This window comes from Candidatus Hodgkinia cicadicola (assembly GCF_002774925.1).
Genome location: NZ_NXGO01000081.1, coordinates 1 through 4,901 on the forward strand (window position 1 = coordinate 1; position 4,901 = coordinate 4,901).

The 4,901-nt window shown below is 32.4% G+C and carries 4 protein-coding genes; all 4 read right to left on the bottom strand.

Annotation, left to right across the window (positions count from 1 at the left end):
* Window positions 1-1,436: 1,436 nt before the first annotated feature.
* Entirely contained in the window at window positions 1,437-1,712 is a 276-nt protein-coding gene (locus MAGTDC_RS02930) for a hypothetical protein (protein ID WP_192573151.1), read from the bottom strand.
* 79 nt (window positions 1,713-1,791) lie between these two features.
* Window positions 1,792-2,118, bottom strand: a complete 327-nt coding sequence (locus MAGTDC_RS02935) for a hypothetical protein (protein ID WP_146656974.1) — start codon at window positions 2,116-2,118, stop codon at window positions 1,792-1,794.
* Window positions 2,119-2,266: 148 nt separating this feature from the next.
* The gene (locus MAGTDC_RS02940) at window positions 2,267-2,458 is read right to left on the bottom strand and encodes a hypothetical protein (RefSeq protein ID WP_146656975.1); all 192 of its coding nucleotides are present in this window, start codon (window positions 2,456-2,458) and stop codon (window positions 2,267-2,269) included.
* Between the two features lie 216 nt (window positions 2,459-2,674).
* Window positions 2,675-4,654 carry a homocysteine S-methyltransferase family protein gene (locus tag MAGTDC_RS02945; protein ID WP_146656976.1) on the bottom strand — a complete coding sequence of 660 codons (1,980 nt, stop codon included), beginning with the start codon at window positions 4,652-4,654 and terminating at the stop codon, window positions 2,675-2,677.
* Window positions 4,655-4,901: the final 247 nt, after the last annotated feature.

Sequence of the window (4,901 nt, forward strand, 5' to 3'; positions counted from 1 at the left end):
ACATGTTTGTTGTTGAATTTTTGTTGGTTTTAAGATTTAATATGTAATAACAATTAGTTTTGAATAGATAGATGGATTGTATTGGTTGTATTCCGTTTGAATTAACCTTTGATTTCAACATGTTATTGTTAACAAATTGTGATAGAATATAGACTTCAGAAAGAGGATTATTAGACTCGAATTAATAAAACCATCCATTTATCAACAAAACTGTATTTGGCAACAACGTTTACACAAACAACCGGATGTTGGTTATAGGTTATATCTCTTATACCAATTACATGTTTTATTAGTATTTATATACTTGTTTAATACCATCTTGTTTAAAATGTTGTAACTAACCGTTTGAATGTTGTAATGTGAATATATATATATATATATATTAAATGGTTTCCATTAACACAAAGAATTAACCATATGACAGTACTCGTATGTTTATTTGTTGGAGTAAACGGATACAATTAGTTCGATGATAAATGGATCTGTGTTGGTATGTTTGATTCGAACATTGGAATACAATTGTACTATTAAATTGTAAATATTTCGGTTACTAACGAATAAAACACTCAAACGTTGTCACTTCGTTGTTATCGATAGCAGTTAATTCCAACAAAAACATATACATGATAGGTTATTAATAAATGTTGGGTTGAGTTAAGTAATCCCTTTTTTTTGTTGTTGTTTCTGTTACACCGTAACCTTAATGACTTAAAACATGGACATCAATGATGGTGGCCGTTTAATCAGATGAAGAGATGTAATATGGTTACGATGATAATAAATATATGTTAATTTCAGTAATATCAAAGATATATATATATATATCGATGACTTAGTAGTAGGATGGAGATAAGTGTTGGATATGTAATGGTTTTATAAAAGTTATGGTTACGGATTAAAGATTATAAATAAATTGGATAAACAAATGAAATATAAGATGATTGAGCAGATTTGAACTGTTAACTTACATCGTTTATAAATATATTATTTACTCGTTTGACCAACAAGATAACTAACCAAACATAGGTATTGACAGATTATGTTAACGTTGGTTCGAACATATAACAAATCAATGGATTCTAAAGATCTCCCGTTGTTTTAACACTTTTATTTCAAAAATCTTGAATAGGAACCGATTAGATATTTATCTTATATGTTTAGTTCTGAAATGAATGATATAAGGATTGGCAAACGGCCATAGATGATATGTTGGTTTACAGATGAATACAATCAAGTATCAGATATTTGTTAGAATCAGTATTAGATTTCAATGAAAATATTCATGAACGAATTTATGTTTAAATTCTATGATCGAGAACAACTGGATAACCCGATGTCGGTTCTAATACCTATTCGTCTACCTCCAATGTAACTATGTGAACGTTTGAATTTTGGTTGTTCGAACATGATATTTTTTTGTTGTAACATAAGTGGTTTTAACATGTTTCGACCAAATCATCACAAATTGTTATGTTAACATAAGAACATTGGAACCATTTTTTCATTGAAGTATCAGATGAGGTAAGTGAACCAAATGCCGAAACACAACAACATGTTGAAATATTATGGTTGTTACCATCAACAAAGTCACTTAACTTAAACATGTTTTTTTTTGTTTTATCGTTGGTATTAACGTCGGAAGGTTGACTATCAATGATTCACTTGTTTCTCGAACCATCAGCAGATCCATGCCTGTTAGCAACTGCCATCATGTTAATGGTTCTTCTAATACTTACATCATCTTTCAGAGACCATTTTACTCAATATTCTTCTTTCGAAGTGTTTACCACTTTACCATCAACAATACACCTGTCTATTTAACCCATCATCAATGTTTAGATCTTTATGTAGGTTGCCAACACAGGTGGTCTTCGTTCCAACGAAGTAAACATTTGGGACCGGTTTCTTGTTATGTTTTAACGAATGACTTAATGAAGTTACAGATGACGGTTCGTATTGGTTTTGTTTAGATTTATTACGGTTCTCGGTTATTAATTCATAATCCGATTTCAATACCACAACATAAGATCCACTTGTTTGTTCGGATAACTTAAACACACCATCAACGGTTTCATTAACACCTTTAAACATGTATAACAATGCCATCAGGTTATTCATGATAGAACTTTACTACCATGTATGGTTCACTTGTTGCGGTACCTACAACGAGTAATAGGATATCCAAATGATTTCTTTTACATCAACCTTACCACTTCTACCATTTCATCCAACGAAGAAGATATCGAACCTGTAATCATGATAACGTTTACTTTATATTTAATTGTAGTTTGAAATAATTTCATCGGAAGAAACCATTGGTCTTATAGTTCATTATCCTATAGTTATTACATGATAAAACAATGTCAACATTGTTCGTTTCGATATCACGAACATCACCTTTGGTCGTTACCATCACTATCACGTTTACTACTCTCATATTTTTTTTGTTGGTATCCATCAACAGTGTTACACGAACCTATAATATCTCTTTATTACTTCCACTGATGTTATTATCTGGAATAAAACCATCATGCCATTACCAAATAAGTCTACATACAACATCCACACCATCCATCAATGGTTCCTCTATGAGCTGTAACACATCTATATCTCCAACCAATTCAACTCAAATCCTGTTCAACATATTTATCGGTTCCTACAACAATAGCATATATTACTCATGATTTAACATCTTAATTCCTTCAATTACCTCCATCTTCCCACCATCACTAGAAGAATCAAGCTTAGTACCAAACACGTTGATAATTTCTTCTATCGATACCTGTCTGTTGTTTAATATCAACGATACACATAAATCTCTGACCGTTTTACTAAGTGTATTATAAGACATTTTGGTTTGAACGTTTAATATACCAAGATTTAAACCAACAAGTATGGCATATCTTAGAAACGTACAATGCAACGACTCTTCAAACCTGATGTTACCTCTGGATACAAACGATAAATTCGATATGTTCAATACTAAATTTATCTTCGGATAAATCGTACTTATCAATTTAATAGTTTTGATTAATTCTAAAACACTTCTATCACGGTCTACAATTCCAACGGACGTTGGAAACGTGTTTAAGTCTATTATTATTTCTTCATCATTGAAACCAACCTCTCTCGTTAACAATCCATGAATTCGTTTACAAACTCCTAATCGTTGATCAATGGTCGAAGCATATCCTCTTTCATCGGAAGCAACTACAATCGGCAAACATCCATGCATCTTGATCAGTCTCGCTTTGTCTATGAACTGTTTATCTCCATCCTTAAGAGATATGGAATTTATAATACCTCTACCTTGTATATGCTTCATGCCAATCAAAAGTGTACTTCATTCGAATGAGCCAATCATAACTGGTAATGCTGATAAATCAGGTTCGGTATTAATCAAGTTCAAGAACTTTGAAATCTCTACCTTCGGATCCAACGTTGTACCATCCATATTTATATCTATTATCCTTGATCCATGTCATACTTGTTGTCTTACAACGTCCAGAGCCTGTTCGTAGTTTCCTGAAGTTATCATGTTTTTGAATCCACTTGATCTCGATGTACTCGCTTGTTCACCGATTTCATAAAACCCATCTCTGTTAATCTTTAATACTTCTAATCCACTAAGAACCAAACAATTCTGTCGACTATTGACATCTGCAACCTTGACAGGTTTGTTAGATAACTTAAACTCAACTAATCTCGAAATATGTTCAGGAGTGGAACCACAACAACCACCTAACACACATGCATGTTTTATTAATGGTTTAATCTGTTTAACAAAATCATCGGCATTATGAGTATACTTACCCTCATCATTGGGAGATACAACGTTCGGATATATTCATATTGGTTTACCAGTAATATTTGATAATTCGGAAGCATATTGTTCTAAGTTTTTCGATCAAACAACACAATTTAAGCCAACACCCAGTGGTTTGACATGACTAATCGAATGTCAGAATGCTTCTAGAGTTTGGCCAGATAAAAGTCTTCCAAAGACATCACTGATTGTTACCGATATTACTAATGCATATTCGGTGTTCAACCTCCTACATATCTCTAAGTAAGCAAACAAGGCCGCTTTTACATTTAACATATCATAAACAGTTTCTATCAATAATATGTCAACATCCATGCTTAACAACGTGTTAATCTGTTGTTTATAACTTGTTACCATTTCATCGAATGAAACATCACGATATGCCGGTTTCAATGTATTGGAAGGTACTGTTAAACTCTTATTCGTTGGACCAACTGAACCCGCAACGAAAACACGACGTTTGTTGTGAAACGAGTACTTTAACCTCGCCCTCTTTGCTATTAACACTGCCCGTTTGTTAAGTTCTATACAAGAGTAGTTATTACCATAACATGATTGAGAAATTTGATTTGAATTGAAGGTATTTGTTACAATTATGTCCGCTCCTGCTTCTAAATAACTTAAATGTATCTTCTCGATTACTCTTGGTTGAGTTATATTTAAAACATCATTGTTACCTCTGTTTTGTTTACCACCATAATGTCTATCTTTTAATCTAAATTTTTGTATTTGAGTATTCATCGAACCATCAAGTATCAACCTCCGTTTCCTACCTAACTTTAACAATGCCATATAAGCATTTGTTTTGGTTAAACTTATGTTATTCATTTAAGATATCTTCATGATCGAACATGAAACTTTTGGTTACAGAATGTTATTAACTTCAAGCAATTATGTTGTTAACGGAACTCTTGGTAATACCCTAACAACGTTGTGGTTAATTCTACCCGATTCCAAGACCATAATCGTTTATCTCATAACAAATATCATTATCATTCCGAACCATATATCTCACATCCTGTTCTTTCCAACGTCCGGATCACTTGAATAAACCCACATAAATTAATGACTACCA